The following is a 25,761-nucleotide window of genomic DNA, read 5'->3' on the forward strand; positions in this document are numbered from 1 at the left end:
GCGGCGACGAAGAGGCGAAGCAGCAGTGCTCAAGTACGCTTCTTCTGGGCCTTCGGCGGTGCGCCCGATGACGCTCTCACGATTAATTCGGCCTCCAATTCAACGCTTCGGGCGGTACCTGGTTCTGAAAGCTCGGAAAGAATCATCTTTGCAGCATTTGTTCCGATTGCGGCGCTCGGGACACGGACGGTAGTAATCGGTATCGGTAGCTCGGACATAAGCTCAAAATCGTCGAATCCGGCGAGGCTCAGGTCGCCGGGGATCTTGTAGCCTTGATACATCGCTTCCAGCATTGCGCCCATTGCAAACGAACCGTTGCCGCAAATCACCACGGTCGGCGGCTGCGGCGTGTTCATCACTTTCGAAAAGAGTTGTCGCCCGACGCGCGCGCCCCACACGCCGTCGACCATGTGAGCGGCGGATATTCCCAATCCGTGCTCTGCAAGCGCATCGCGCACCCCTTCACGTCGGGCCTGCGCGCGATCGTTGGTATCGGTGTGCTGCGATAGCATCGCAAAACGGCGATGCCCCAGACCAACAAGATAAGTCGTGAAGTCGAAGAATGCGCGGTGGTTATCTACACCCACGCAAAGCGCGTCGCTGTTTTCTCGATAAACGAATGTGTTGACGAACGGAATCTGACGCTGCGATAGAAGGGGCTGCAGATCTCGATGATGAGCTTCGCCCACCAGTACGACGGCATCGACTCCGCGTTCGAGCATGGTTCTGACTTGTCGATATTCCCGATCGAGGTCGTACTCCGAGCAACCGAGCAGAAGCGTGTATCCAGCCTGTTCGAGTGACTCCTGGAGTGCCTGTATGGCTGAAGCGAAATGCTCATTGGCCAACGTTGGGAAGACTGCCCCGATTGTTCCGGTCCGTTGAGTTGCAAGTGCTCGCGCTGCGGCGTGCGGCACCCAGCCGAGATGATCGATCGCGACCATGATTCGCGAGCGCAACTCGTCCGAGACGACCGTTGGATTGTTCATCACTCTGGAAACGGTCGCCGACGACACGCCGGCAAAGCGAGCGACGTCCCGCAAGGTCACCCCCGAGGTGCGCGAGCGCTTTGCGGCCGCGTGGGGTTCGGCCGCTTCCGCTGATATTAGTTTGCTCTTCGCCATGCGTGGGGATGGTCGGATTCGCGCGAGATCATCGATTATATCAACGCCTTTCCTCGTTACTCCGCCATTAAGCGAAGACTTTTCCCGCCTCGATTCATTGCCTCGGCGATGTTTTCTGACGATGAGCGGCAGTGCACCTTCGATGCAAAGAAATGCTTCTTTCGATCATGTACGTAGTAGACCTATTGATAGCGGGGCCCCTCGATCTGAAGAGACAACGACTCTTGAGATCCGTGAAACATCTGATCGGCCCCTCGCGACAAACAGAACAGAAATAACCGAGTGTCGCTAAGCGGTTTGCTCGCCGCTGCTGGGATCCATTCTCGCGACGTCGCGCGGTGACCGCGTCGGGCCCAAAGTAGGTTCAAAGGATCCAGCCGTATTCGACATACGGGTATACCTGTAGGAAGGACATCGGTCCAATGCTCGCGCGGGTTACACCACGATGCGGGAAACTCCCTACATAGCTTTCATTCAAGATTGAATAGAGTTCAATCAACGAACGTCGTAGTATCTTGGTGTCTTACAGGCACCAGACGCTGATCGGATCGGCGCGCACGAGAATGCTTGAACTATCGCTGCACTTCACTCGCGGAAGGAGACACAGATGTCAATGAAGTTATCGTCGCGGCAGGTCGATGGCCTGCAAGGCGGAAACGGAGGGCAACCCGGAGCGGCCGAACGTCCCAAAGCACGTCCGTCCGCCGGAATGCGCAAAGTCAAGCGGCTCGGCTGGAATCTGCTTCCACCGTTGACCTTCGTGGCCATCATCGCAATCTGGGCGGCGGCGGTGCGCCTCTTCGACATTCCCGCGTACGTCATGCCTGGTCCCGGGCTGGTTTTTTCACGACTCGTCGAGGAATATCCGCAGCTCTGGAGCAATTCGATCGTCACGGTGACGGAAATTGTCTGGGGCTTCGGATTGACGATAGTGACTGCAATCCCGGTAGGGCTCGTCATCGCGCTGTCGCCGCTTGCGAAACAGGTGGTTTATCCGCCGCTCATGTTTCTCCAGCTCGTGCCGAAGATCGCAGTGGCGCCGCTGTTCCTGGTCTGGCTCGGCTTCGGCATCGAGTCGAAGGTGCTGCTCACCGTCCTCATGACCTTCTTCCCTTTGCTGTTGGCCAGCGTCAGCGGCTTTCAGATTCTGGACAATCGTCTGCTCTATCTGACGCAATCCATGGGCGCGAGCTCGTGGCAAACCTTTCGCTATCTGCGCCTTCCCTCAGCGCTGCCTGTCATCTTCTCCGGCATCAAGACGTCCGCCACCATCGCCGCAACGGCTGCGATCGTCGCCGAGTTCGTCGGAGCGAACAAGGGTTTGGGCTATGTGCTGCTCCGAGGGACCAGCACGATGGACATCGGACTGACCTTCGCCGTGATTGCCGTGCTGACCTTTATCGGCATTGCCATCAACTACATCGTCGAATTCGCCGAATGGGCGATGACACCCTGGCAGCGCGATAAAAACTGACCTCGAGAACGAAAGAGCGATTGGCCCGATATCGCCGTGGCCAACACCAACACCTTTGGAGACTAACAAGATGCTTCGTTTTATCAGCCGCACGCTGGCCGCAAGCGCTGTGTCGTCAGCGTTGGTTTTTGGAGTGAGTGCCACCGCCGTCGCAGCGACGCCTGTCACATTCCAGCTGAATTGGGTCGCAGGGGGCTCGAACGCGGGGTTTGCCGCGGCGCTGACCGAGGGTTACTACAAGGAAGCGGGCCTTGACGTCACGTTGATCGAAGGCAATGGATCGGGCAATACAGCTCAACTCGTGGCCGCGAATCGCGTGCAGTTGGCCTACGCCGATGCCGTCGCGGTGAGTCAGCTCATCGCGAAGGGCGCGCCGATGAAGGTCATCTCGACAGTCTATCAATCCAACCCTAACGAAGTCTCGGCGCTGAAGAAGACGAATATCAACTCGATCAAGGACCTCAAAGGCAAGAAGGTGGGCGTTCCGTCCGGTTCGTCTCAAACGACGATGCTTCCGCTTTTCCTGAAGGCGAACGGGCTGAAGGAATCGGAGGTGAACCTGATCAACATGCCGTTGACGTCCATGGTTCCGACCTTGTTGCAAGGGCAAGTCGACGCGATCCTGGGATCGATCGATTCGTATCAGATTCAGCTGGAAGCGCAAGGCGCGCAGTTGACCAACTTTCGCTTCGCGGACTACGGCGTGCCGACCGTCAGCACGTCGATCTTCGCGAACGAAACCTATCTCAAGGAGAACAGCGAGGTGGTCAAGAAGTTCGTTGCTGCGAGCCTGAAAGGCTGGAGCTTCGCGCTCGATAACCCGGCCAAGGCAATCAAGGATCTGAAGGCGGTCTTCCCGAATCTGTCTGAGAAGACGGCGACAGCAGAGCTTGCGGCCATCACGCCGCTCTTTTGCAGCGGCGGCGCGAAGTACGTAGGTAAAGCGGAAGACGCGCAGTGGGTGAAGACGCAGGATCTCTTGTCGCAGGTCGGTCTGTTGCCCGCGGGTCGCGACCCGAAGTCGTATTACACGAACGATTTCCTTCCGCCGACGTCGGCCATGCGTGCGTGCAAGTGACTAAAGAAGTAGCTAAAGGACCGTCATGACTGAACAGCGAAACATGGGACTGCGTTACTCGGACCTCGAAGTCGGATTGAAATTTCGCAGCCCCGGACGAACGATCACGGATGCGGACCTGGTCGGGTTCGCAGGCCTTACAGGCGACTTCTCCGAACTTCATACGAGCGATGTGTACGCGCAAGCCAGCCAGTTCGGCCGCCGCGTCGCGCACGGCATGCTCGGGCTCGCTTATGCGCACGGCCTGATGTGGGCGCGCACGGGCGAGTTGCGCGAAACCGCGATCGCGTTTCTCGGGATCAACGAATGGAAGTTTCTCAACCCCATCTTTGTCGGCGACACGATCTTCGTCAACTACGAGATCAGTGAGCTTCGCGAGAGCAAGTCGCGGCCGACGCAAGCCATCGCGACCTTCGATGTCTCGGTCGTGGATCAGGACAACCGGGTCGTTCAGAAGGGCAAAAAAGCTTTGCTGGTGTCCAAGGTTCCCCTTTCTGCTGTCGCAGCAAGTAATTCGTCCGCCGCGAGCGGCGAGGAGCGGAAGTCATGAGTAATCAGGTTGCAGAACAGCGGGGCACTGCGACGAAGTCCGGCGTACCGATCAGTATTCGACGCGTCGCCAAGACCTTCGGCGAAGACAGCGACAAGCCGTTTCAGGCGCTCAAGGAAATCAATATCGACATCCAGCCGGGCGAGTTCGTCTCCATCGTCGGCGCTTCCGGATGCGGCAAGAGCACCTTGATGCTGATGATCGCGGGTCTGCTCAGGCAGAGTCAGGGCGAGATTCTGGTCAACGGCAAGCCGGTGACGAAGCCGATCACCGATGTCGGGATCGCGTTTCAGGATCACTTGCTGCTCGAATTCAGAACGGCGCTCGAAAACGTGATGCTGCAGGCCGACATTCGCGGCCTGCCGAAGAAGAAGATCGAGGCACGTGCAAAGGATCTGTTCGAGCAATTGCGTCTGACGCATGCGATGCAGAAGTATCCGCGGCAGTTGTCGGGCGGTATGCGGCAGCGCGTCTCGCTCGTCAGAACGCTGGTTCACGATCCGTCCGTCCTTCTGATGGATGAACCGTTCGGCGCACTGGATGCATTGACCCGGCTTCAGGTCCGGATGGACCTTGAGGCGCTGTGGCTGCGTCGCCGCCCGACCGTCGTCTTCATCACGCACAGCGTGGAAGAAGCGGTGGGGTTGTCAGACCGCATATTGGTGATGAGCCCGAATCCCGGTGAGGTGGTCGACGAGATTACGGTCCATCTGCCGCGGCCGCGTCCCATTGTGCTGGGCGACGCGCCGGAATTTGCAGCCTACGTCGACCGCATCTATGGGCATTTCGAACGCATGGGCGTGCTGCACGGCATCGAGGTGCCTAAGGCTACATCGGCCGCATCGTAAATCTGGCAAACGACAGGACGACATGAGCACAGCAACGGAACACGTCAGCCGGTTGGTCACGACCGAGGTGAACGGTTTTATCGCCACCGTGGGGATCAGTCATGGGCCGCTGAATCTGGTCACGACCGGTTTGTTGCGCGAGTTGAACGAGGCGTTCTCGGCAGTGTCCGCAATGGCCGATATCCGTTGCGTGATTCTGCATGGAAGTCAGTCGCGCGCCTTTTGCGCGGGCAGCGACATCAAGGAATTCGCGCGCGTTCGCGAACAGGCCAGTGAAAAGAAGATCCTTTTCGAAGACATGGTGCTTCGTCAACTGGCGCGCCTGCCGATGCCGACTATCGCGGCGATCGACGGCGCAGCGCTCGGCGGCGGTCTCGAACTCGCCCTGGCTTGCGATCTGCGCGTGGCGCGACACGGCGTGGCGATGGGCCTGACCGAATCGCGTCTGGGCGGGCTCGCCGGTAGCGGTTCGCTGAGACTCACGCGCCTAGTCGGCCCGGCGCGAGCCAAGCTGATGTTGTTCACAGGCGAAACGATCGATTGCGCGCAGGCGCTGTCGTGGGGTCTGGTCGATCGCGTGACAGATGACGGAACCGCGCTGGATGCCGCGCTCGAACTTGCGGGAACCATCGCCGCGCGAGGGCCGGTGTCGAATCGCCTCGCCAAGGAACTCGTCGATGCCGCGCAAGATTTCCCGCTCGATGCGGGCCTGTCGATGTCGACCGTGGCGCTCCAGAAGATATTCGACAGCAGAGACCTGCATGAAGGTGTGGATGCGTTCTTCTCCAAGCGCCCACCGTCGTTCAAGGGCCATTAAGGCTTAAGCAAAGATCATGAGTGTTACGAACCTGGAAATCGGCATGACCGAAAACGCGCAGGCCGCTGACTCGGCCTTGCTGGGCGACGGCGCAGTTCTCGTCTGGAACGATGTGGTATCCGAAGGCCGCGAGCAGTTTTATGAGTGGCATGACAAGGAGCACATCCCCGAAAGGCTTTCGATTCCTGGCTTCCGACGCGGACGCCGGTATGTCCGCTCGGGTCACTCGCCCGAGTGGCTGACCATGTACGAGGCGGTCGATCTGAACGTGGTGGTGTCGCCGGCTTATCTCGAACGTCTGAACGCGCCGACGCCCGCAACGGTCGATACGTTGCGCTACTTCCGAAACACATCCAGAGCGGTATGCCGAATCGTGCACTCGGTCGGGTCGAGTAGCGGCGGTCATGTGCTCGCATTGCGTCTGGATGTGCCCGCGGCGCGGGCCGAAGCGATGAAGACATATCTCTGCACGGAGGTGTTTCCGCGTGCCGCTGCGTTGACGAGCGTCGTCGCCTGCCATCTCTACATGGCCGATCAATCCGGCAGCCATATCGACACCGCTGAGTCGAGCACGCGTGAGTTCGACGTGCCCGCCTGGGTAGTACTCGTCGAAACCACCACACCGGAAGCGGCCGAAAGCGCCCGTGATCTTCTCGACGCCCGGAAGCTCGAATCGCTCGGTGTGACGGTGCGCCCCGACGGCACAACTTATTCGTTGGAGATCTGCCGGCTGGCACATGCTCCGGCAGACATTTGAACGCTAGACCACTCAAGAGAGACTGCGATGAAACTGGTAAGACACGGGCAACCCGGCGAGGAGCGCCCGGGCATCATTGACGCGCAAGGTCAGATTCGCGACCTCGGCGACCGTTGCAAGGATTTCGATCCCGCGTTTTTTGCGGGCGATGGCCTTCAGCAGTTGAAAGAGATCGACGTGCAGAGCCTTCCGGTCGTCGCAGCCGATACGCGTCTTGGGCCGTGCATCGCGCAACCCGGGACGTTCCTGGCCATCGGCCTGAACTACGTTCAGCATGCCATCGAGACAAACGCGCCGATCCCGACGGATCCCATCATCTTCAGCAAGGCGCCGTCCTGCGTGTCCGGTCCGAACGATCCGGTGCTCCTTCCCAAAGGGTCGACTAAGACCGACTGGGAAGTGGAGCTTGCCTTCGTCGTCGGCAAGCGCGCTCACTATGTCGAGGAGTCCGAGGCGCTCGATTACATCGCGGGCTATTTCATCTGCAACGATGTGTCGGAGCGCGAGTTCCAGCTCGAACGAAGCGGCCAGTGGCAGAAAGGAAAGATGTTTCCCACCTTCGGCCCCATCGGTCCGTGGCTCGTCACGTCCGATGAAATCGCTGACGTGCAGAACCTCGGGCTCTGGCTCGAACTGAACGGCAAGCGCATCCAGAACTCGTCGACCAGCGACATGATTTTTTCGATCGCGAAGATTCTTTCCGAAACGAGTCAGTACGTAGTCTTGCAGCCGGGCGACATCATTACCACCGGCACGCCGCCGGGCGTCGGCCTGGGCATGAAGCCGGAGGCTTATCTGAAGCCCGGCGACGTCATGCGGCTCGGCGTGGACGGGCTCGGTGTGCAGGAACAGCGCGTTCTGCGTTGGGGCGAACAGTGATCGACCTTGCGGGCCGCTTCGCAGCAGGCGGCCGCGCACGTCGAGTGACCACGAAAGACTGGGCGGATCATGGAAAGAATAACTGCAGATGAAGCGGCGAAGCTGATCGAGGACGGGGACGCGATCCTCATCAGCGGATCGGGCGGGGGGCATTCGGTGCCGGAGGCGTTGCTTGCAGCCGTGGAGCGGCGCTTTCTCGAAGAACGCAAGCCGCAGGGACTCACGTCCGTGAGCGTAGTGGGCGTGGGAGACCGCGCGGCGCTGGGCGCAAGCCATCTGGCGCACGAGGGCTTGCTGCGTCGTGCGATCACGAGCGCGCTGGTCGACTCGCCCGGACTGGTGCATTTGGCCGCCGAAAACAAGATCGAAGCCTACACGCTTCCTCAAGGCGTCCTCTCGCAACTGATGCGCGACATGGCCGCCGGGCGCCCCGGGCTCCTGACCAAGACGGGACTCCATACGTTTGTCGATCCGCGCCAGCAAGGTGCGCGACAGAGCCCGTGTACGCCGGAGGACTTCGTCGAAGTCGTCGATCTCGCGGGCGAGGAGTGGCTCTTCTTCAAGCCCGTGCCGGTCAACGTCGCATTCCTTCGCGGGACGACGGCAGATGAAGACGGTAATGTCACGATGGAGGAGGAAGCGGTCCTCGGCGAAATGCTCGCCATGGCGCAGGCGACGCGCCGCGCGGGCGGCATCGTCGTGGTTCAGGTCAAGCGGATGGCCAAGCGCGGAACCTTGCCGGCCAAGCAGGTGAAAATCCCCGGCATTCTGGTGGATTTCGTGGTCGTGGATGCCGAGCAGCGGCAGACCTACGCGACGTACTATGACCCGAGCTACTCCGGCGAACTGCGGATTCCGGTGGAAGGCATCAAGCCTTTGCCGTTCGGCGCCCGTAAAGTCATTGTCAGACGCGCAGCGATGGAGCTTTTCCCGGGCGCGATCTGCAATCTCGGCGCGGGAATCTCGACGGGCCTGTCCACCGTGGCCGCCGAGGAAGGTTTGCTCGACGCGGTTTATCTGACCAACGAACAGGGGATCATCGGCGGCGCACCAATCACCGGAAGGGATTCCGGGGGCGGCCAGAATTTCGCCGCCATGATCGAGCAGCCCGCGCAGTTCGATTTCTACGATGGCGGCGGACTCGACGTCGCGTTCCTTTCGTTCGCAGAGGTCGATGCGCAGGGCAATGTCAACGTGTCCCGATTCGGCGACAAGATCATCGGCGTGGGCGGCTTCATCAATATCAGTGCGAACGCCCGATGTATGGTCTTCAGCGGCACCTTGACCGCAGGAGATCTCGACGTGGGTTGGGAGCAGGGCCGCACGATCATCAGGCAGGAGGGGCGGCATCAGAAATTCGTGCCGAAGCTCGAGCAGATCTGCTACAGCGCGTCGATGGCGCGCGCGAAGGGTCAAACTGCTTTCTTCGTCACCGAACGCGCGGTATTCACGATCGGCGAGCATGGGCTCGAGCTGATCGAGATTGCACCGGGCGTCGATGTGGAACGCGACGTGATTGCGCACATGGGATTCAGACCGGCTGTGTCGAAGGTGCTCAAGGAAATGGACGCGCGAATCTTCAATCCCGCTCTCATGGGGCTTGGCGCGGACGTACATGGCAAGGCAAGGCGCTACCGATCCGAGCGCGTTGCGAAATGGCATAATTCCCGCGCTGGAGGCGCCCAGCGATGAGCGCGCCTACCATCACGGGAAAGACCCGGTTGTTTTGCATCGTCGGGGATCCGATTGTTCAGGTGCGCTCACCGCAGGTGTACACCGAGCAGTTCGCGGCCGCAGGCATCGACGCCGTTCTGGTCCCGATGCAAGTGCCCGCTGACCGATGTGCGGAGATCATTCCCGCGTTGATGGCTCTGGGCAACCTCGATGGCTTCCTTGTCACGGCGCCCTTGAAAGCGCGCGTGGCGGCATTCGCGGACCGCCTCGGCCCGACGGCCTCCTGCATTGGCGCCGTCAATGCGTTGCGGCGCGAGGCCGACGGTTCCTGGACAGGCGACATGTTCGACGGCGAAGGCTTCGTTCGAGGTCTTCTTGCGAAGGGCGCGCGCGTTCGCGGCCGGCGCGTGCTGCAGTTTGGCGCGGGCGGGGCGGGAAGCGCTATCGCATGCGCGCTCGCAAACGCCGGCGTGCAATCGATTCGGATCGTCAATCTGGACCCGCGGCAGACGCAATCGCTCATTGCGTCGTTGGCGAAGGTGTTTCCCGAGTGCGATGTGCGGACCGCAAGCGACGATCGTAGCGATATCGACATGATCGTGAATGCGTCGCCTGTGGGCATGCGTTCGGGCGACGGCCTGCCGGGCGATCCGGGTGCGGTGACTTCAGACACGTTGATGGGCGATGTCGTCTTGTCCTCGTCGCCGACCGCCTTCATTCAGGCGGCGCTCGATCATGGCTGTCAGTGGGCGGATGGCCGGGATATGCATTCCGGCCAGATCGACGCCATCATGAACTTCTTCGTCGCACGCACGTAGTTTCTTTTTTTGACCGGTAATCTTATGGCTCATATTCCCGCAGAGCGCTGCCTTGACATCATCGAATTGCTCGCGGACGGTGCTGTTACGATGCCGCTCGGTGAGATCGCAACGCGACTGGATCTGCCGAAGAGTGGTGCCCATCGATTGCTCGCGACTCTGGTCGATCTCGGATGGGCCGAACAGGACGCGGAGACCGGTTTTTATCGACTCTCGATGCGGCTCGCCATCCTGGGGCAGCGATTTTTCGTCGCCACAGGCATCCCGGATATCTGCCAGCCGCTGGTCGATCGTCTCGCGGGCCAGTCCCGCGAGTTTGTGCGACTGGCGGTGGTCGACGGGTCCTCGTTGACATGGGTCGCGCACGCGCAGGGCGCAACGGGCGGCCTGCTTTATCAACCCACGCTGGGCAGCAACACCGTGCCCCTGCACGCGACGGCCACGGGCAAGGCATGGCTCGCTACCTTGGCCACCGAGCAAGCGGCGGAGAATGTGCTGCGCGTGGGATTCGGCGATGCCGAGAAGTACGGCCCGAACGTCATCCGTTCGCTGGACGCGCTTCTGCAAGAGATCGAGGCGACGAGGAATCGCGGATACGGTATCGCGCTGAACGAAGGCGAGCCGGGCGTGAGCGCGATAGCGGCGGCCATTCGTCCACCGAGCGGCGGCCCGGCGCTGGGCGTCGTCAGCGTGGCGGGACCGAGCGCGCGCATGACGGAAAGCCGTATCGTCGAGATGGCGCCGTTGGTCATGCAGGCCGCGACGGAACTGGCGTCCTTCTGGCCGCTGCGTACGCGTTCCAGCAAGTTGGCGACCGCGAGCAATATGATCGCTGCGTGAGCTAGCGGAAGCTCACGGGTCTAGGCTAAGAAGCCGCCAATCCGGTCATGCTGCGAACAAGTCAGACACGATGGATGTGAAGCCCGCCATCGATATGAATGGCCTCTCCTGTACTGAACGGAAGACATCCCGTTGCCAGCGACACAACGGCCTTCGCGAGTTCTTCCTCACGCCCGCAACCCCTAAAGGCTTAACGTTTAGGGCTTCAATGGACTTGATCACGCGCCTTACCCGATTTCAATGATCGTCTCGAGACAACTTCCGCTGAAGCGTGAAAGTTGGCGAACCTGTCAGCCATGCGTGCGGGACCATTCGGCAACCCGCTCGGAGCGATAGCGTCGCTCCTTACGTGACATGTCCTCGGCGAGACCCATGAGGCCCGTGCCGAAGAGTCGGACGTCCATTTCCCGCACATCCGAAGCGACGGGCGTCCTGAATGCCATTTGCCCGAAGATATCGCGCTCGAGATCGATGCCCGGCGCGATTTCGACCAGTTCAAGCCCCGCCTCTCCAGCCCGGAACACGGCCCGCTCCGTCACGAACAAAGCGGAGTTTCCGCGTTGTCTGGCGAATGCAGCGCTATAGGAAATTTGCTCCAGCGCGCCGACGAACTTGCGATGCTGACCTTCCCGAATGACAGTCGCGCGACCATGCGTCCATTGCACTTCCAGACCGCCGGCCGTGAAGGTGCCGCTGAAAATCACGCGTTTCGCGTTTTGACTGATATTGACGAAGCCTCCCACCCCGACGATCTTGTCGCCGAAGCGGCTGATATTGACGTTACCTTGCGCATCCACTTCCGCAAAGGAGAGAAAGGCGAGGTCGAGGCCACCGCCATCGTAGAAATCGAACTGTGACGTCTGCTCGATCATGGCGGCGAAGTTCTGCGCTCCGCCCGAGTCACGGCCCGTGATGGGTGCGCCTCCAATCAGCCCTTGTTCATTCGTCAGCACGACGGCATCGAGCAATCCTTCTTCGGCTGCGACGGTCGACAAGCCCGTCGAGACTCCGGCGCCGAGATTGCAAATAGCGGACGGATACAGTTCCATCGCCGCCCGTCTCACGATTACTTTGCGCGGGCCGAACGCAATGGGCTTGATCTCGGCAACTGGCACGCGCAATTCGCCCGAATAACTCGGATCGTAGTAGGTGGCGTAGGTCTGTCGCTGTTCGGCCTCGACGACGACGAAATCCACCAGAATGCCCGGAATCTTGACGTGTTTGGGCGGCAACGTGCCGCTGCGTGCCATTCGTTTCACCTGCACGACGACCACGCCTCCAGCACGGCGCGTTGCCTGTGCCATGGCGAGCATTTCGCCCAGCACGGCCTCCTGTTCCATGGTGATATTGCCGTCCTCGTCGGCTGTGGTGCCACGGAGAAACGCAACATCGATGGCAAGCGGTTTGAAGCGGAGCCACTCTTCGCCGTCGAGGTGAATGAGTTCGACGAGTTGTTCTTCCGTCCTCGGACTTTGTCGGCCACCTCGCTGGCGAGGATCGATGAAGGTATGCAAGCCCGTTTTCGTGATCAATCCCGGCCGTCCGCCGGCCAGTTCGCGCATAAGCTGCGAGAGGACGCCCTGCGGCAGCGTGTAGGCCTCGATCAGATCGTTTGCAGCCATCTTCAACAGGCCCGGCGAATCGATGAGCGCGCCCGATATGGCGCGCTTGATCAGCCCGACCTGTGCGAGATGATCGGCGCCCAGCGAGATACGGTCTCCGATTCCTACTACGCTGATCGATGTCAGGCCGCGCGGCTGTTGTTCGTTGCGGAACCGCTGTCCGACTGCCGCGAGCAATGCCTCGGGTACGGCATGCCCGGCGCCCGATCCGCTGATCAGGAGAGTGTCGCCCGTACGCACCAGGCTCGCTGCTTCGTCAGGGGTGATTCGTTGCATGGTGTTTCTCGGTTCGGACCAAGGGCGGGCGGACCTGCCCTAAACAATGTAACCGGTCTCATTATGGTCTCACTGTTGATGACGCTCCATCGGGGTAATCTCGGGTTTGGCATTTCTGTAGCGATTTGAGGCCCTAACAGCGCTGGTTTCTTGCCGGCTCCGATGTCTTATGGAACAGGTTTCCCGCGCGCGGCTTCGAGGATTGCGTACCAGTCTTCGCGACTCAACTCGATGCGAAGACCCTCAAGCGCCTGCTGCAACGACTCCACGCGTCGGCTACCCACGAGCAGGTAGGGCGCACAGGGGAGCGTGAAGATCCACGCATAGACGATCGAAACCCAGGAGGATGCGTTGTATTTCTCCGCCAATGTGGTCAACTCGCGGCGAAGCAGGAGCGCGAGTTCGTCGGTCTCGGAGAAAAGACGTCCGCCTCCGAGCGCGGACCAGATCATCGGCGACACCGATGCCGATGACAGCCCGGTAAAAACGTCATCGTCCAATGCCTGAAGTTCGAAAGGGGAGAACTCGATCTGGTTGGTCGCGAGCGGGACTTTGGCGCGAAGCGAATCGAACTGTCGCGTCGTAAAATTCGAAACGCCGAACGCGCGAATTTTGCCCTGCCGTATGAGGCTTTCTGCCGCGTCGGCGATCTCGTCGTTGTTCGCCAGATGGTCCGGGCGATGAATGAGAAACAGATCGAGATGATCTGTCTTCAGACGCTGCAAGGAGCGTTCGACTGCTGCTTGCAGATAGGCGCGACTCGTATCGTAGTGTTTGACCCGGACGGCACCCGCAGAGGAACCGCGCGGCCTGATTCCCGCTTTGCTGACGATCTGCATTCTGTCGCGTAACGACGGCGTCTGCGTCAGCGCATCGCCGAAAAGCGCTTCGACTTCGCCGCCGCCATAGATGTCGGCGTGATCGAACGTCGTGACGCCCAGCGTCATGCTTTCCTGCACGTAGCGATTCAGTAGAGCGGCGGACATGTTCCACTCGCGAACGCGCCACAATCCGGCTACAACCTTCGAACAGCCGATAGCGGCCAGTGTGTCCAGGCTTCGCTTCTCGGCAGGTGCGCTTGCCTCTTCATTCATTTGACCCCCTTGTGTGTGCGGTTTCAGGATGAAACCGGATAGGACCTTACTTTAATGTGGCTCATGCAAAGCTGGAAAACGGGCTGTGTAGGGAGATTCCCTACAAGCAGACGCTGTGTATCGTGTCGCGAAATGATACCGGTTACATTCGCCGTCCGGTGTATCAGATATCCTCCGGCTCCATCGGGCCGTGGTATCGAGACACATGAGGCGAAGATTTCCACGCTCGATAGAAAGGTCGGGCAGTTGACGACGGAAATCGACCTTCTTGAAAAATTGCCGCGCCTGCGTTTCGTGAGGGACAGCGAGAGCTCATTGATTATCAGCGGCCCGCGTCCCGTTCCATCAGGGGATGGCTCGCTTCTCGCGGCCTTGCAGCCAATCACAAGCCAGTTGCTCGAGTGATGCGCCAATATGGCCTGCCTGAAGATTTTTGATCAATGTTGACAAGCAAAAATACGGCGCTTTAGACTGGGCCCATTCCTCGAGGCCCGACAAAGATGTCCGCCCGAGGACTCGGCACAGAAGCCCCCTGACGAACCGACGGTTCGTCAGGGGGCTTTTTTTTGTCCGAAATTTCCCCCTTGTTATAGCGCTCATCACTGGAGAACCCGCATGTTGCTGAAGCCGTCGGGCTGGATGCGTCTCGCCCTCACCGCAGGACTTGCACTGACTTCGCTCGCGTCGAGCGCCGCCGATCCCGTGAAAATCGGCTTGCTCGAGGACGCTTCGGGAAACTTCGCACTGGCAACCATTCCGAAGATCCACGCCACACAACTCGCGGTCGATGAAATCAACGCGAAGGGCGGCATTCTCGGACGTCCGGTGACGCTGATCGCGTACGACACGCAGTCGGACAACACCAAGTTTCAGGAACTCGCGCGGCGCCTCGTCCAGACGGACAAGCCCGATGTCATCTTCGGCGCGTTCTCCAGCGCCTCGCGCGAAGCGATTCGGCCCATCATGGACCGTGCCCATCAGCTTTACTGGTACGACAACCAGTACGAAGGCGGCGTCTGCGATACGAACACTTTCGTCACCGGCGCGGTGCCGGAGCAGCAATTCTCGACACTCATTCCATGGATGATGCAGAAGTACGGCAAGAAGGTGTACACGATCGCAGCCGACTACAACTTCGGGCAGATTTCGGCGGAATGGGTGCGCAATATCGTCAAGGAAAACGGCGGCACGATGGCTGGTGAGGAATTCATTCCGCTGTCCGTGTCGCAGTTCGGCCAGACGATCCAGAACATTCAAAAGGCAAAGCCCGACTTCGTCGTCACGCTGCTGGTCGGCGCGAATCAGGCCTCGTACTACGAGCAACAGGCGTCGGCGCATCTGAACCTTCCGATGGCGAGTTCGGTCAACGTCGGTCAGGCATACGAGCACAAGCGCTTCAAACCGCCCGCGCTCAAGGACATGTACGTGACCGCGAATTACGTCGAAGAAGTGGATTCACCGGCGAGCAACGACTTCAAGAAGCGCTTTCACGCCAAGTTCCCGAACGAGCCGTACATCAACCAGGAAGCGGCGAACGCCTACGACGCCATCTACCTCTACAAGGCGGCCGTGGAAAAGGCGAAGTCGACGAGTCAGGATGCGGTGCGCAAGGCGCTGGAAAGCGGCGACATCTGCACGACGGGCGCGCAGGGCAAGGTCTGCATCGATCCGAAGAGCCACCACGCGAGCCACACGATCTATCTGGTGCACGTGAAGGAAGATCACTCCGTAGACATTCCGAAGGTGTGGGACGACGTCCAGCCGTACTGGCTCGGAAAGGTCGGATGCGATCTGCCGAACAAGCCGGATCACCGTCAGTACACGCCGTCGAATCTTCCCAAGAAGTCCTGATCCGAGGCCGGCGCGCGTTCGACAGACGCAGGGCGCCGGCCTCCTGAACGTGGAGGATGCATGGCCACTCTACCGAATGTCTATTCGCTCGTTTATCAGTTCGGCGACAACTTCGCCTATCTGGTGCTCGCGGCGCTCGGTCTCGCGGTGATCTTTGGCATGATGGGCGTCATCAATCTCGCGCACGGCGAGTTCATCATGTGCGGGGCGTACGTCACCATCATCGCGGCGAAGCGCGGCGTGCCGCTGCCGCTCGCCATGCTGCTGGGCGCGATCGCCGCGGCGCTCGCGGGCGTGATCGTCGAAAGGCTCGTGATCCGTCACCTCTACGACCGGCTGTTCGATTCCGTCGTGGCGACATGGGCGATCAGCCTCATCGTGCAGCAGACGATGCTGCTCGTCGCCGGTCCATCCATCGAAGGCATCGGCACGCCGTTCGGCTCGTTCTCGCTCGGCGATTATTCGTTTTCGACTTATCGCGCCGTGCTGCCGCTCATTGCGCTGGCGATTCTTTTCGGCCTCTATCTGCTGTTCTTCAAGACGAATTACGGCGTCTGCGCACGCGCAACGATCCAGAACGCGAATATCGCGCAATGCCTCGGCCTGCGCACGGACCGGCTCTACACGCTGACCTTCGCGCTCGGCGCAGGGCTCGCGGGTCTCACCGGCGCGCTCTACGCCCCGACGATGACGGCGGTGCCGACGATGGGCAGTAACTTCATCGTGCAGGCTTTCGTTTCGGTGGTGGTCGGCGGCGCGAACGTGATCGCCGGTACGACACCGGCCGCTGGCGTGCTCGCCATCATCCAGACGGGGCTCACGGCGTCTTACGGGCAACTGTTCGGGCAGATCGGCCTGCTGGTGACGGTCATCGTCGTGATCCGGCTGATGCCGCAAGGCCTCGGTAATCTCTTCACCCGCTTGCGCTAGGAGGCAGACGTGAAGCAAACGAAAATGCCATCCATGAGCGCTTCCACCCGTGCGCTGCAAACCGTGCCGTGGCTCATTGCGCTGTGTCTGCCGCTCGTCGTCGATGCGAACACCAGCGGCAATCTCGCGTACTGCCTGCTATGGGCATTCAGCGCGGTCGGCCTTGCGGCGATGTGGGGCTATGGCGGCATCCTGTCGTTCGGACAGACGGCCTTCTTCGGGCTGTCGGGATATAGCTACGGCATCTTCACGCTGAACTACAACGACACGTGGTTCGAGTCGTGGCTCGGTCTCGGCGCGGGGCTGGCGGTGAGCGTCGCGGTCGCGACGCTGATCGGATACATGATCTTCTATGGCCGCATCAAGGGCGTGTTCATCGGCATCGTCACGCTTTCGGTGACGCTCGTGCTCGAGACCTTCATGTCGCAGACGGCCGGGCCGCAGTGGGCGATCGGCGAGGCGAGGCTCAACGGCTACAACGGCATGGGCGGCATGTCGCCGCTGACGATTCCCTGGCCGGGCGGACCGCTCACGCTGGAGAACGCGAGCTTCTATTACCTCGTGCTGATCCTGCTGATCGCGGTGTACGCCGTCATGCGCAAGCTGCTCGACGGCCCTTTCGGTCTCACGCTCATCGCGATCCGTGAGAACCCGCAACGTGCGGAGATGCTGGGCGTCGATATTCGCCGTCATCAATTGCTCGTGTTCGTGCTCGGTTGCACGCTGGGTGGCGTGTCGGGCGCGCTGTACACCATCTGGGGCGCCTACATCACACCATCGACGATGGGTCTCACGGCCGCCGCGATGCCCGTCATCTGGGTCGCGACGTCGGGCCGCAAGAGCATCGGCGGAACCATTCTCGGCACCGCGTTGCTCGTCTGGCTCTCGCAGAATCTCGCGGTGTACGGCAGCCAGTACGCGTTGATCCTGCTAGGGGCGATCCTGCTGATCGTCGTGCTGGCCGCGCCCGAAGGCCTGCTGCCCTTCGTCACGCGGCAGCTCAAACGTCTCTCCAGCCGCACGAGCGACGGCACGCGCCACGGTGGCGCGTGTCTCAAGCGAGAGGAGGGGAAGTCATGACGACGCTACTCGAAACGCGCGGACTCAAGAAGCACTTCGGTGGCGCGCACGTCATCAACGGTATCGACTTCAGGATCGACGCGGGCGAGATTCGCTGCGTGATCGGGCCGAACGGCGCGGGCAAGAGCACGTTCTTCAAGCTCATCACGGGCGAGCATCGTCCCTCGGAAGGCAGCGTGATGTTTCTTGGCCAGGACATGAGCCATGTGCTCCCGCACGAGCGCATCCGCATGGGCATGAGCATCAAGTTCCAGATTCCCGGCGTGTTCCCGGACCTGAACGTGCGCCAGCATCTGACACTGTCGCTGCATCGCGCAAAGGACGATCGCCCCGAAAGCCTCGACGAATTGCTGCAACGCTTCATGCTGGAAAACGAAGAGCACGTGCTCGCGCGCAATCTGTCGCACGGCAAGAAGCAGTGGCTCGAAATCGCGATGGCCGTGTCGCTGCGGCCGAAACTGCTGTTTCTCGATGAACCCGTGGCGGGTATGTCGGTGGAGGAAACGCACGCGACGGGCGAGCTGATCAAGCGTCTGTCGGCGGCCGGTCTTACGATGATGGTGGTCGAGCACGACATGACCTTCGTCAAGCAGATCGCGTCGCGCGTGACGGTCCTGCACGGCGGAAGCCTGCTCGCGGACGGGCCGCTCGAAGACATCCTCGCGCGCGACGATGTCGCGGAAGTCTATCTGGGGAAGAAGAAATGAGCGCGTTGCTCGAGGTGTCAGGCGTGGAAGCGGGATATGGCGGCGGCCGGGTGCTCAACGGCGTATCGGTCGGCATCGGGCGAGGCGAGGTGCTGGCGCTGATCGGGCGCAATGGCGTCGGCAAGACCACGCTGATGCGCGCGCTGATCGGTCTCGTCAAACTCGATGCCGGTGAAATCAGGCTCGACGGCGAAGCGATCGGCCACGAGAAACCGTACGTTCGCGCGCAGAAAGGCATGGGCTACGTGCCGCAAGGCCGCGAGATATTCGGCGCGCTGACGGTCGCCGAAAACCTGCAGGTCGGCGCGCAGGCGAATCGCGCGCAGGCAGCGCAGATGCGCGAGCAGGTCGTCGGCTATTTTCCTATCCTGAAGAAGCGCTACACGCAGAAGGCCGGGACCATGAGCGGCGGGGAACAGCAGCAACTCGCCATTGCGCGCGCGCTCATCAGCGCGCCCAAGGTGCTGTTGCTCGATGAACCCTCGGAAGGCATACAGCCGTCGATCGTCGATCTGATCGGCGAGACGCTGCAGCAGATCGCGTGCGAGACGGGCATCGGCGTGGTGCTCGTCGAGCAGGACATGGGCATGGTCGAGCGTATCGCGACACGCTGCTGCGTGATGGACAAGGGCCGTATCGTCGAAACATTGAGCCCCGCGCAACTCGGAGACGAGCAACTGATTCGCCAGTATCTGGCACTGTGACGGAGAGCGGAACATGAAATGGCTTGAAGAATCGATCATGATGAAGCGCGGTGTCGGCGCAGATCGGGAACCGGTGGAGCATCACCTCACCGAAGAGAAGCAGAAGACATATCACTACACCATCGGGCCGTATTCGCAGCCGGTGCTGCACGTGAAGCCCGGGGATCGCGTCGTGGTGGAAACGCGCGATGCCTTCGAAGGCAAGATCAGGGAGGAGACCGACAAGCCCTCTCAGGTGCTCCAGGTGCCGTTTCTCAATCCGCAGAACGGGCCGATCATGATCGAAGGCGCGGAGAAGGGCGATGTGGTCGCGGTGTACATCGAGAAGATGGCGCCGCGCGGCGACGATCCGCACGGCTTCTGCTGCATGATTCCGAACTTCGGCGGACTGACGGGCACCGACTACACCGCGCTGCTCAACGAGCCTTTGCCGGAAGTCGTGCGCAAGATCAGGATCGACGAAGAGAACGTGTACTGGAGCAAGCGCAACACGTTGCCGTATAAGCCGCATATCGGCACGTTGAGTCTTTCGCCGGAAATAGATTCGATCAATTCGCTCACGCCCGACAATCACGGCGGCAACATGGATGTGCCGGACATGGGGCCGGGGAGCATCACGTATCTGCCGGTTCGCTCGCCAGGCGGGCGTCTCTTTATCGGCGATGCGCATGCCTGTCAGGGCGACGGCGAAGTGTGCGGCACGGCAGTGGAGTATCAAAGCACGACGACCGTTCGCGTCGATCTCATCAAAGGATGGAAGATCGACTGGCCGCGGCTCGAAAACGAGGATGCGCTGATGAGCATCGGCAGCGCGCGGCCGCTTGAGGATGCGACGCGCATCGCCTATCGCGAACTCGTGCTATGGATGGCCGCCGAGTATGGCTTCGACAAGTGGGACGCGTACATGATGCTGAGTCAGGTCGGGCGCGTTCGCCTCGGCAATTTTGTCGATCCAAAATACACGGTTGGCGCGATGGTCGCCAAGCACTACCTCAAGTAAAACATCTGTCAGACGAATAGAAGCAGAGACGACCAAAGCGCGGAGGGACCGCTTCGCGCGCATTAGAGAGCGTGTCACGAAATGGCTTTGTCCGACCCCATCAAAGTGGGCCTGCTGTGCTCGACGCGCGGTTCGACCGCGTTGCTGGAGCAGTCTCAGTGGCGCGGCGCCTGCCTCGCTGTCGAGGAAATCAATGCGCGCGGCGGTATCGACGGACGCGAACTCGTCGTCCTTCATTACGATCCCGGCTCCGATCCGGTGTCGTTTCGTGAGCTTGCGGAGCGGCTGATCGTGAAGGACGGCGTCAATACCATCTTCGGCGGCTATACGTCGACCAGTCGCAAGGCGATGCTGCCCGTCGTCGAAAAGCACAACCGTCTGCTGATCTACGCGCAGATGTACGAGGGCTTCGAGTATTCGGACAACATCATCTATAGCGGCGCGTCGCCCAATCAGAATGGTGTGCAGCTCGCGGACTTCATGACCGAGACGTTCGGCGCGCGCGTGTACTTCGTCGGCTCGAGCTATGTCTATCCGTACGAGTGCAATCGTACGATGCAGGAACTGCTGCTTCAGCATCCTGAAGGCGCGATTCTCGGCGAGCGGTATCTGCCGCTCGATGCGACGCGCGATCAGTTCGCGCACGTCATTGCGGACATCAGGCGCAAGTCGCCGGACTGGATCTTCTGCACGGTGATCGGGGAGACCGTGCCGTACCTCTACGATGCCTATGCGCATGCCGGCTTCGATCCGGCCACGATGCCCATCGGCAGTCTCAATACCTCCGAGACCGAAATTCACGCGATGGAACGCGGCATCGCGGCGGGGCATATCACGGCGGCGCCTTATTTCCAGAGCATCGACACCGAAGAGAATCATCGCGCGGTCGCGCATCATCAGTCGCGCTACGGCACGGATACGCCCACGGACATGAACTGGGAGGCTGCGTATTACCAGATGCACATGTTCGCCGAAGCATTCGCGCGCGCAGGCTCGGACGAGCTTGCGACCATCATGCCGCATCTGCTCGGTTCGGAATTCGCCGCGCCGCAAGGCCGCGTGCGCATCGATCCCGTGAATCATCACATGGCGCTTTATCCGCGCATCGGCCGGGCGAATGCGCACGGCCAGTTCACCATCCTGCGCGAATCGAAGTTCGCTGTCGGCCCCGATCCGTACATGACGCGTCAGACGCTCGGGGACTGGGTCACGAAGTTGAGCACGCGGGATTACTGACGTGAGCGCGCGCGCGGACAGAGGCCAGCGAAGCCTCACCAGTTCGATCCTCGAGCGCAATGCGCGCGTGGTCGTTTTCCATCCGGATGACGACGACGGGCAAACGCTCGCGAACCATCTGCGGCGCATGGGCTTTCAGGTGGAGCGATGTTGGCCGCCGACGGACACGCTGCCCGAATGCGTCGACCTCGTGTTTCGCGCGCTACTGCCGGAAGAGCGTGCGCCGAAGGGCGAATGGTCCGGACCGGATGCGCCGCCCTTGATCTGCGTGGTGGCCTATGAGAATCCGACGTTCATCGATCAGGCCATCAAGCTCGGCGCCGATGGCATCGTCACCACGCCGATTCGCGCATCGGGATTGCTGTCGACCGTGGTGATGGCGTTGCATCACGCGAAGCGTTCGCGTCAGCACGCGCAGCGCATCGCCAAGCTCGAACAGAAACTGCTCGACAGCCGGCATCTGCAGGAAGCCAAAAACATTCTGATGATCATGCATCGCGTGAGTGAGCGCGATGCATACGACATGCTGCGCGCTCAGGCGATGGAGAAGCGCGTGACCATCGACGATATCTGTCATTCCGTCATTCAGGCGGGCGAAGTGTTGCAGATTGCGCGCGGCATGACATCCGGGGACGGGCGCGAGAAAGAGTGAGCGCGCCGTCACGTTTTCTGATCGACACGCACAGGAGCGGCAAACATGGACCTGCAACTGAAAGGCTTGAAGGCGATCGTCACCGGCGGCACCAAGGGCATCGGGCTTGCCATAGCACGAACATTGGCAGCGGAAGGCGCGGATGTGGCCATCTGCGCGCGCGACGAAGCCGCCGTCGAAGCGACCGCGAGCGTGCTCGCCGAACTGAGCGGCGCACGGGCATCGGGCGCGGCCATCGATGTATCGGACGGCGATGCGCTCAAGGCGTGGGTCGCGCGTGTCGGTGCGCAGTGGGGCGGGCTCGACATCATCGTGGCCAACGTGAGTGCGCTTGCGATCGGCAACGACATCGGATCGTGGCGCAAGGAATTCGAGACGGACCTGCTCGGAACGGTCAATCTCGTCGATGCCGCCATGCCGTTTCTCGAGGCGAGCCGGGCCGCTTCGATCGTCGCGATATCCAGCGTGTCGGGACGCGAGATCGACTTCGCGGCGGGGCCGTACGGCGTATTCAAGGCCGCGCTCGTTCACTACATGCAGGGGCTCGCCAATCAACTCGCGTCGAAGGGCATCCGAGCGAATACTGTGTCGCCGGGCAACGTGTATTTCGAGGGCGGCGTATGGGACTGGATCGAACATAACGATGCAGCGCTGTTCGAACGCGCGCTCGCATTGAATCCGACCGGACGCATGGGCCGGCCGCAGGAAATCGCCAACGCGGTGGCGTTTATCGCGAGTCCGGCGGCAAGCTTCGTGAGCGGGGCGAACTTCGTCGTCGATGGTGCGCTCACGCGCGGCGTGCAGCTTTGAGCGGCAATTCAACAGGAGCATCGAATGGAACAGGGCAGTGCAAAGGACATCGATCTGGACGCTCTCACGGTCGACGCCGTGCAGGCGGGTTTTCGGGCGGGCACGTTTACGGCCGAGCAACTGACGCGTGCCTGCTTCGACAGAATCGAGCGCGACAACGTGAAGTACAACGCGCTGATCTTCCTGAACCCGGATGCAATCGACGATGCGCGCAGAATCGACGAACGGCGTGCTGCCGGTGAATCCCTGGGGCCGCTCGCGGGCGTGCCGGTGGTCATCAAGGATCCGATGGACATGGTCGGCTTTCCGACCACGGCGGGATGGGCGAAGCTGTACAGCAAGCGGGGCGGCATCGATCTGATGCCCGAGCGCGATGCGCCGGTCGTTGCGCGCATGCGGCGCGCGGGCGCGATCCTGCTCGGGAAGACGAACGTGCCGATTCTGAGTCACACCGGATCGCATGCGAACGATAGCTGGGCCGGGCCGACCATAAATGTGTCAATGCCCGACCGCGTGCCGGGCGGCAGCAGCGCTGGGACGGCAGCGGCGGTGGCGTCGGGCATGGCGGTGCTCGGACTCGCCGAGGAGACCGGCGGATCGATCCAGAACCCGGCTTCGGCGCAGGATCTCGTCGGCATCAAACCGACCATCGGGCTCGTGCCGAACGCGGGCGTCGTTCCGCTGTCCGGTAATCGCGACGTCGTGGGACCGATTGCGCGTAATGTGCGGGATGCGGCGCTGTGCCTCGACGCGCTTGCCGGCTATTCGAGCGAAGATCCGAAGACGCTCGCCAGCGTCGGCCGTCAACCGGAGAGCGGTTATGCGTCGGCGCTGAAGCCGGACGCGTTGAAGGGCAAGCGTATCGGCTTATACGGCCCCGGATGGCGCGCGCAGCCGCTTTCGGATGAAGCCGCCGCGCTGTACGAGCGCGTGAAGAATGAGTTGACGCGGCTGGGCGCGGTCCTGATGGACGATCCTTTCTCGGGCTCCGGTTTCGCCGACTTGAGGAAGCCGACGCCGCCGCTGGAGCATTTCGATGCGCGCGGTCTCGAATCCATTCCGTACGATCTCGAGAAGTATCTGCAACGGCTCGGCAAGCATGCGCCGCTCAAGAGCTTCGCGGAATTCGCCGAAGCGACGAGGGACGACGATGCATTCGGCCCCGAAGGCGTGCTTGGCTATCTGCATAGCCTCGCGGATTTCCGCTCGGCGCTGGCCGATCCGTCGCTGCCGCCCGAGATGCCCGAATTCATCGAACTGAAGGCGCGCTATCTGACGATCTTCAATAGGGTGATGAGCACGCATCGGCTCGACGCGCTGGTCTTTCCGCAGATGCGATGCGAGCTTCCGCCGCTTCACGGCAAGGACCTCATCCAGGAGACGACGGTCGGCGAGATCAATATCGCGGGTCTGCCGGGCATCGCAGTGCCGGCGGGCTACTATCGGTCGGGCTCCCCGTTCGGGCTGATCTTCGTCGGACGGCAGTGGGATGAGGCCGCGTTGCTCGGCTATGCGTACGCGTATGAGTGCGGCACGGGGCGCCGGAAGGTGCGCAGGGTCGATTGACCGGGTTCCCGGCGGGGGGGCGAATGGGTCAAGCCGGTCGAAAGTCCACCGAGACGAAGGCGATCGCTGGCTGCGCGAGGTGGTGATCGACTGTTCGCGGAAACGGCGATGCGAATGCGAAAAGCGAAGTCGTGAGAAAAAGCCGCGATGCATTCGTCACGCCGTCACGCCACCGGCAAGCCATTGCGCCTGCGTAGTTCGCGGATCAACGCGCTGTGATCCAGCTCACCGTCACCGTGCTCGACCATGTCGGTGAAGAGGCCGTCGACGAGCCCCAGCACCGGCAGCTCCAGCCCCACGCTGTGCGCGAAACCGAGCGCCGTCTTCGTATCCTTGATCTGATACTTGGCCGGCCCACCCGGCTTGAAATCCTGCGCGATCATGCGTGCCGCGTGCTGACGCAGGATCGTCGAGTCGGCGAATCCGCCGAGGAGCGCCGCGCGGACCTGCGCGGGATCGGCGCCGCCGCGTTCCGCGAGCAGCATCGCTTCGGCGACGGTGGCGATCGTGCTCGCGACCATCATCTGGTTGACGAGCTTCGCGAGCTGGCCCGTGCCCGCCGGGCCGATGCGCGTCGGACGGCCCATCGTCTGCAGCACGGCGCGCACGCGTTCGAATACCTCCGCCTCGCCGCCGGCCATGATCGCGAGCGTGCCGTCCTGCGCGCCTTTCTCGCCGCCAGAAACGGGCGCGTCGAGATAGCCGACGTCACGCGCCGCTGCGGCCTGCGCGTGGCGCTGCGCGGTATCGACAGGAATCGAACTCATCACGATCAGCACGCTGCCCGCACGCATCCTGGCGACGATCCCGTCGTCGCCAAGCAGGAGGTCGTCGCACGCGGCACCCGAGCTCAGCATGCAGATGACAACGTCCGCATCGCGCGCAGTTTCGCTTGCATGACCGACCACCTCGATGCCCGCCGACACGAGCGGCGCCGCCTTGTCCCGGGTGCGGTTCCACGCCGCGACCCGGTAGCCGGCCCCGGCCACGCGCCGGGCCATCGGCAAGCCCATGATGCCCGTGCCGATGAAACCTACTGCAAGGCTCGCGCGCATCATGCAGGCTCGCGACGGCCGAAGCACACCGGACGCTCCTTCACGATCAGCGCCGGAAAGCCGGCACGAAACCGATCGAGGTGCGAGGTCTGCAAGTGCGCATCGAACGCGGCGCGATTGTCGTACACCTCGTAGAACATGACGCGCGCCGGCGTTTCTTCGAACTGGACGATGTCGAACTGCCGGCAACCGGGCTCGTCGGCAAGCGAGTGCCGCGCGTCGTCGCGTGCGAGTGCAAGGAAGTCGCGCACACACTCGGCCTTCACTTCGAACTCCGCGACGACGACGAATGCTTCCGTTCGGCTATCCATGCTGGACT

General features: G+C 61.5%; 25 protein-coding genes. 20 read left to right on the top strand and 5 right to left on the bottom strand.

The features are described 5' to 3' along the window. Positions 1–29: 29 nt before the first annotated feature. A complete protein-coding gene (locus tag NCT32_RS35050; protein ID WP_250491386.1) occupies positions 30–1,124 on the bottom strand; it encodes a LacI family DNA-binding transcriptional regulator in 1,095 nt (364 codons plus the stop codon). 613 nt (positions 1,125–1,737) lie between these two features. On the opposite strand from NCT32_RS35050, the gene NCT32_RS35055 reads away from it, so the two are divergent. The 10 genes from NCT32_RS35055 to NCT32_RS35100 all read left to right on the top strand — a co-directional run bounded on the left by NCT32_RS35055 (position 1,738) and on the right by NCT32_RS35100 (position 10,859). Beyond that, positions 1,738–2,598 carry an ABC transporter permease gene (locus tag NCT32_RS35055; protein ID WP_250491387.1) on the top strand — a complete coding sequence of 287 codons (861 nt, stop codon included), beginning with the start codon at positions 1,738–1,740 and terminating at the stop codon, positions 2,596–2,598. A 133-nt stretch (positions 2,599–2,731) separates the two neighbouring features. Continuing rightward, positions 2,732–3,676: an ABC transporter substrate-binding protein gene (locus NCT32_RS35060; protein WP_250477562.1), complete on the top strand. Its 945-nt coding sequence runs from the start codon at positions 2,732–2,734 to the stop codon at positions 3,674–3,676. A gap of 25 nt (positions 3,677–3,701) precedes the next feature. Continuing rightward, entirely contained in the window at positions 3,702–4,226 is a 525-nt protein-coding gene (locus NCT32_RS35065) for a MaoC/PaaZ C-terminal domain-containing protein (protein WP_250477561.1), read from the top strand. Continuing rightward, the gene (locus tag NCT32_RS35070; RefSeq protein WP_250491388.1) at positions 4,223–5,074 is read left to right on the top strand and encodes an ABC transporter ATP-binding protein; all 852 of its coding nucleotides are present in this window, start codon (positions 4,223–4,225) and stop codon (positions 5,072–5,074) included. The genes NCT32_RS35065 and NCT32_RS35070 overlap by 4 nt, the downstream gene beginning before the upstream one ends. 22 nt (positions 5,075–5,096) lie before the next feature. Further along, positions 5,097–5,891, top strand: coding sequence for an enoyl-CoA hydratase/isomerase family protein (locus tag NCT32_RS35075; protein ID WP_061121436.1), 795 nt, complete (start codon positions 5,097–5,099; stop codon positions 5,889–5,891). Positions 5,892–5,907: 16 nt separating this feature from the next. Further along, positions 5,908–6,648, top strand: a complete 741-nt coding sequence (locus NCT32_RS35080) for a hypothetical protein (RefSeq protein WP_061121437.1) — start codon at positions 5,908–5,910, stop codon at positions 6,646–6,648. 27 nt (positions 6,649–6,675) lie between these two features. Beyond that, entirely contained in the window at positions 6,676–7,527 is an 852-nt protein-coding gene (locus tag NCT32_RS35085; RefSeq protein ID WP_061121438.1) for a fumarylacetoacetate hydrolase family protein, read from the top strand. Positions 7,528–7,596: 69 nt separating this feature from the next. Beyond that, on the top strand, positions 7,597–9,219 hold the full coding sequence (locus NCT32_RS35090; protein WP_061121439.1) for an acyl CoA:acetate/3-ketoacid CoA transferase: 1,623 nt from the start codon (positions 7,597–7,599) through the stop codon (positions 9,217–9,219). Then, a complete protein-coding gene (locus NCT32_RS35095; RefSeq protein WP_250491389.1) occupies positions 9,216–10,019 on the top strand; it encodes a shikimate dehydrogenase in 804 nt (267 codons plus the stop codon). Before NCT32_RS35090 ends, NCT32_RS35095 begins: the two co-directional genes overlap by 4 nt. Before the next feature lie 24 nt (positions 10,020–10,043). Further along, the gene (locus tag NCT32_RS35100; protein ID WP_284508624.1) at positions 10,044–10,859 is read left to right on the top strand and encodes an IclR family transcriptional regulator; all 816 of its coding nucleotides are present in this window, start codon (positions 10,044–10,046) and stop codon (positions 10,857–10,859) included. 290 nt (positions 10,860–11,149) lie between these two features. Here the strand turns inward: NCT32_RS35100 and NCT32_RS35105 are convergent, their stop codons facing one another. Together NCT32_RS35105 and NCT32_RS35110 are read right to left on the bottom strand one after the other, a co-directional pair. After that, the gene (locus NCT32_RS35105) at positions 11,150–12,757 is read right to left on the bottom strand and encodes an acyl CoA:acetate/3-ketoacid CoA transferase (RefSeq protein ID WP_250491391.1); all 1,608 of its coding nucleotides are present in this window, start codon (positions 12,755–12,757) and stop codon (positions 11,150–11,152) included. A 167-nt stretch (positions 12,758–12,924) separates the two neighbouring features. Continuing rightward, positions 12,925–13,851 (bottom strand): aldo/keto reductase family oxidoreductase, encoded by a 927-nt coding sequence (locus tag NCT32_RS35110; protein ID WP_284508625.1) that lies wholly within the window; start codon positions 13,849–13,851, stop codon positions 12,925–12,927. Between the two features lie 615 nt (positions 13,852–14,466). Between NCT32_RS35110 and NCT32_RS35115 the strand changes: the two genes are divergently transcribed. The 10 genes from NCT32_RS35115 to NCT32_RS35160 all read left to right on the top strand — a co-directional run bounded on the left by NCT32_RS35115 (position 14,467) and on the right by NCT32_RS35160 (position 24,387). Then, positions 14,467–15,702: an urea ABC transporter substrate-binding protein gene (locus tag NCT32_RS35115; protein WP_250491393.1), complete on the top strand. Its 1,236-nt coding sequence runs from the start codon at positions 14,467–14,469 to the stop codon at positions 15,700–15,702. Positions 15,703–15,762: 60 nt separating this feature from the next. Continuing rightward, positions 15,763–16,632, top strand: coding sequence for an ABC transporter permease subunit (locus NCT32_RS35120; RefSeq protein ID WP_061121446.1), 870 nt, complete (start codon positions 15,763–15,765; stop codon positions 16,630–16,632). 9 nt (positions 16,633–16,641) lie between these two features. Continuing rightward, a complete protein-coding gene (locus NCT32_RS35125; RefSeq protein WP_250491394.1) occupies positions 16,642–17,712 on the top strand; it encodes an ABC transporter permease subunit in 1,071 nt (356 codons plus the stop codon). Beyond that, the gene (locus NCT32_RS35130; protein WP_061121448.1) at positions 17,709–18,419 is read left to right on the top strand and encodes an ABC transporter ATP-binding protein; all 711 of its coding nucleotides are present in this window, start codon (positions 17,709–17,711) and stop codon (positions 18,417–18,419) included. Before NCT32_RS35125 ends, NCT32_RS35130 begins: the two co-directional genes overlap by 4 nt. Beyond that, positions 18,416–19,123 (top strand): ABC transporter ATP-binding protein, encoded by a 708-nt coding sequence (locus NCT32_RS35135; RefSeq protein ID WP_250477557.1) that lies wholly within the window; start codon positions 18,416–18,418, stop codon positions 19,121–19,123. Before NCT32_RS35130 ends, NCT32_RS35135 begins: the two co-directional genes overlap by 4 nt. A 13-nt stretch (positions 19,124–19,136) precedes the next feature. Next, on the top strand, positions 19,137–20,123 hold the full coding sequence (locus tag NCT32_RS35140; protein WP_061121450.1) for an acetamidase/formamidase family protein: 987 nt from the start codon (positions 19,137–19,139) through the stop codon (positions 20,121–20,123). Positions 20,124–20,204: 81 nt separating this feature from the next. Next, positions 20,205–21,359, top strand: a complete 1,155-nt coding sequence (locus NCT32_RS35145) for a transporter substrate-binding domain-containing protein (RefSeq protein ID WP_250491395.1) — start codon at positions 20,205–20,207, stop codon at positions 21,357–21,359. A gap of 1 nt (position 21,360) precedes the next feature. Further along, positions 21,361–22,011: an ANTAR domain-containing response regulator gene (locus NCT32_RS35150; RefSeq protein ID WP_061121452.1), complete on the top strand. Its 651-nt coding sequence runs from the start codon at positions 21,361–21,363 to the stop codon at positions 22,009–22,011. Positions 22,012–22,056: 45 nt separating this feature from the next. Next, a complete protein-coding gene (locus NCT32_RS35155) occupies positions 22,057–22,821 on the top strand; it encodes an SDR family NAD(P)-dependent oxidoreductase (RefSeq protein WP_061121453.1) in 765 nt (254 codons plus the stop codon). Positions 22,822–22,845: 24 nt separating this feature from the next. Further along, positions 22,846–24,387 carry an amidase gene (locus NCT32_RS35160; protein WP_250491396.1) on the top strand — a complete coding sequence of 514 codons (1,542 nt, stop codon included), beginning with the start codon at positions 22,846–22,848 and terminating at the stop codon, positions 24,385–24,387. A 164-nt stretch (positions 24,388–24,551) separates the two neighbouring features. Here the strand turns inward: NCT32_RS35160 and NCT32_RS35165 are convergent, their stop codons facing one another. After that, entirely contained in the window at positions 24,552–25,445 is an 894-nt protein-coding gene (locus NCT32_RS35165; protein WP_250477555.1) for an NAD(P)-dependent oxidoreductase, read from the bottom strand. Further along, positions 25,442–25,753, bottom strand: coding sequence for a putative quinol monooxygenase (locus NCT32_RS35170; RefSeq protein WP_061121455.1), 312 nt, complete (start codon positions 25,751–25,753; stop codon positions 25,442–25,444). Before NCT32_RS35170 ends, NCT32_RS35165 begins: the two co-directional genes overlap by 4 nt. Between the last annotated feature and the right edge of the window lie 8 nt (positions 25,754–25,761).

Source organism: Caballeronia sp. INML2 (genome assembly GCF_023631365.1).
Taxonomy (GTDB): domain Bacteria; phylum Pseudomonadota; class Gammaproteobacteria; order Burkholderiales; family Burkholderiaceae; genus Caballeronia; species Caballeronia turbans.

Excerpts from the sequence above, each read along its gene's own strand:
- NCT32_RS35110 (WP_284508625.1), bottom strand. The coding sequence starts at position 13,851 with ATGAATGAAGAGGCAAGCGCACCTGCCGAGAAGCGAAGCCTGGACACA.
- NCT32_RS35050 (WP_250491386.1), bottom strand. The coding sequence starts at position 1,124 with ATGGCGAAGAGCAAACTAATATCAGCGGAAGCGGCCGAACCCCACGCG.
- NCT32_RS35145 (WP_250491395.1), top strand. The coding sequence starts at position 20,205 with ATGGCTTTGTCCGACCCCATCAAAGTGGGCCTGCTGTGCTCGACGCGC.
- NCT32_RS35095 (WP_250491389.1), top strand. The coding sequence starts at position 9,216 with ATGAGCGCGCCTACCATCACGGGAAAGACCCGGTTGTTTTGCATCGTC.
- NCT32_RS35115 (WP_250491393.1), top strand. The coding sequence starts at position 14,467 with ATGTTGCTGAAGCCGTCGGGCTGGATGCGTCTCGCCCTCACCGCAGGA.
- NCT32_RS35120 (WP_061121446.1), top strand. The coding sequence starts at position 15,763 with ATGGCCACTCTACCGAATGTCTATTCGCTCGTTTATCAGTTCGGCGAC.
- NCT32_RS35155 (WP_061121453.1), top strand. The coding sequence starts at position 22,057 with ATGGACCTGCAACTGAAAGGCTTGAAGGCGATCGTCACCGGCGGCACC.
- NCT32_RS35080 (WP_061121437.1), top strand. The coding sequence starts at position 5,908 with ATGAGTGTTACGAACCTGGAAATCGGCATGACCGAAAACGCGCAGGCC.
- NCT32_RS35170 (WP_061121455.1), bottom strand. The coding sequence starts at position 25,753 with ATGGATAGCCGAACGGAAGCATTCGTCGTCGTCGCGGAGTTCGAAGTG.
- NCT32_RS35085 (WP_061121438.1), top strand. The coding sequence starts at position 6,676 with ATGAAACTGGTAAGACACGGGCAACCCGGCGAGGAGCGCCCGGGCATC.
- NCT32_RS35090 (WP_061121439.1), top strand. The coding sequence starts at position 7,597 with ATGGAAAGAATAACTGCAGATGAAGCGGCGAAGCTGATCGAGGACGGG.
- NCT32_RS35140 (WP_061121450.1), top strand. The coding sequence starts at position 19,137 with ATGAAATGGCTTGAAGAATCGATCATGATGAAGCGCGGTGTCGGCGCA.
- NCT32_RS35130 (WP_061121448.1), top strand. The coding sequence starts at position 17,709 with ATGACGACGCTACTCGAAACGCGCGGACTCAAGAAGCACTTCGGTGGC.
- NCT32_RS35065 (WP_250477561.1), top strand. The coding sequence starts at position 3,702 with ATGACTGAACAGCGAAACATGGGACTGCGTTACTCGGACCTCGAAGTC.
- NCT32_RS35165 (WP_250477555.1), bottom strand. The coding sequence starts at position 25,445 with ATGATGCGCGCGAGCCTTGCAGTAGGTTTCATCGGCACGGGCATCATG.
- NCT32_RS35160 (WP_250491396.1), top strand. The coding sequence starts at position 22,846 with ATGGAACAGGGCAGTGCAAAGGACATCGATCTGGACGCTCTCACGGTC.
- NCT32_RS35105 (WP_250491391.1), bottom strand. The coding sequence starts at position 12,757 with ATGCAACGAATCACCCCTGACGAAGCAGCGAGCCTGGTGCGTACGGGC.
- NCT32_RS35055 (WP_250491387.1), top strand. The coding sequence starts at position 1,738 with ATGAAGTTATCGTCGCGGCAGGTCGATGGCCTGCAAGGCGGAAACGGA.
- NCT32_RS35135 (WP_250477557.1), top strand. The coding sequence starts at position 18,416 with ATGAGCGCGTTGCTCGAGGTGTCAGGCGTGGAAGCGGGATATGGCGGC.
- NCT32_RS35070 (WP_250491388.1), top strand. The coding sequence starts at position 4,223 with ATGAGTAATCAGGTTGCAGAACAGCGGGGCACTGCGACGAAGTCCGGC.
- NCT32_RS35075 (WP_061121436.1), top strand. The coding sequence starts at position 5,097 with ATGAGCACAGCAACGGAACACGTCAGCCGGTTGGTCACGACCGAGGTG.
- NCT32_RS35100 (WP_284508624.1), top strand. The coding sequence starts at position 10,044 with ATGGCTCATATTCCCGCAGAGCGCTGCCTTGACATCATCGAATTGCTC.